The sequence below is a fragment of the Brachyspira pilosicoli genome (assembly GCF_008016535.1).
Lineage (GTDB): Bacteria > Spirochaetota > Brachyspiria > Brachyspirales > Brachyspiraceae > Brachyspira > Brachyspira pilosicoli_A.
In genome coordinates, this window is sequence record NZ_SAXY01000084.1 from 1 (window position 1) to 1,543 (window position 1,543).

Here is a 1,543-nt window from a genome sequence, read left to right on the forward strand (position 1 = left end):
AAAAAAGAGAGCCGAAAAGCCCCCTTTTTATTTGTTAATTATTTTTTATAATCCTTCGTAAGAATAAACCCCGCCGGATATTGCAGATAAACCAAATCTTCTATAATATGGTATAAATCCCTGTCTATCATTTATAGAGGGACCGACACCCTCTTCATAAGCTATGCCGATGCTGCCGTCTTTAAATACCGCTAAACCGCTGTGCCTAAAAGCAGCTTGATTAGTAGACGCATCTTTTCCAATAACATTTGTAATCATAGTCCAAGTTTTGCCGTCATCGCCGCTTATAGATATGGCTGTAACATTATATACTGTCTTCTGTCCGCTTTGATGCTGAAATTTACGTTCTGGATAAGAATGAGCTAAAAGAATACCGTCATAAGCCCTGCCTTTATAAGCATATTTTATTCTATCGCCTGATACCACACCTCCGCTATTTCTTTCAAATACTTTTACTACCCCGCTTAAATTAGCATCAATTATTTCAGGACCTGTTACATTAAAAGTATTTATAGAACTATTTAAATCATCTGCTAAATACCAAGCTATGCTGCCTGTCTTTTGATATGCGTCATTATTATTTTTACCTGTATCTTCTACTGCAGCTATTAATAATTTTCCGTCTGTTCTCTCTGCTATAATTTTAGCAAATCTATGATTTCCATTATATGTTAATGTTCCTCCTATTTTCCAAGTTGCTCCGTTATCTGCAGAGTAAAGTATAGCAGCTCCTTTTGCCTTTTCTTCATAATTCATTTTATAATCTATCATACAAGCTAAAGTGCCGTTTCTCAATGTTTTGCCGTTGCCCGGTGTTGTATAAAATCTATTATAAGCTTTAATGGATTCAAATACTGTTTCATCTAAATCTTTCCAATCAGTCCAATTATAGCCGTTATTAGTGCTGATACTCACAGCTATTTTAGTTTTATTAGTAGTTATGCCGTCTTGTGCAAATCCTACACCAGCTGTAGACAACACAACAATATTCCCTTCTTTAGTTAAAAATGACACTGGAGAGCCGTGTGCTGATGATGGATTTTTTATTTCTCCAATAGTAACAGTGTTGTCAAAATTAGAAGAGTTTTTAGATATTCTTGCTGTTACTGTTATCCCTTTTTTCTTTCCATCTATTCCGTAAATATCTAAATCAGGCCTGCTGATATTCCTAGTTTCAAATATTGCCACCAAATAATTAGCGGGTGTTGCTATTATAGAAGGAGAAGAATAACGATTAAATGTAGGAGTATACCCAACCATTATAGCATGGGTATCAAGAGTTTCTTGGTCTGCTAAAGATGTAAACCATAATAACTCTCTGCGGATAGTAAAGCTTGAATAAAAATAATCAGTGCCGCAGCCGTTTAGGGTAAATAATAAAACTATTAAACAAGCAATTTTTTTCATTTATCTTTTCCTAATTAAAAACAACAAGGAATATACTTGAAACTATCAAATATATTCCTTGTATCTATTCAATTATTTTTCTCTAAAATTATTTACTTTCTAACTGACTAGATAAATAACTTTGAGTATATCTGCT

At 33.6% G+C, this 1,543-nt stretch carries 1 protein-coding gene; it reads right to left on the bottom strand.

All coding sequences use genetic code 11. The features are described 5' to 3' along the window. Nucleotides 1-45 precede the first annotated feature (45 nt). Nucleotides 46-1,407 (bottom strand): sialidase family protein, encoded by a 1,362-nt coding sequence (locus tag EPJ72_RS12800; protein ID WP_147732496.1) that lies wholly within the window; start codon nucleotides 1,405-1,407, stop codon nucleotides 46-48. Nucleotides 1,408-1,543 lie beyond the last annotated feature (136 nt).

Bases quoted from the DNA above. Each gene is read 5' to 3' on its own strand.
- EPJ72_RS12800 (WP_147732496.1), bottom strand. From the start codon at position 1,407: ATGAAAAAAATTGCTTGTTTAATAGTTTTATTATTTACCCTAAACGGC.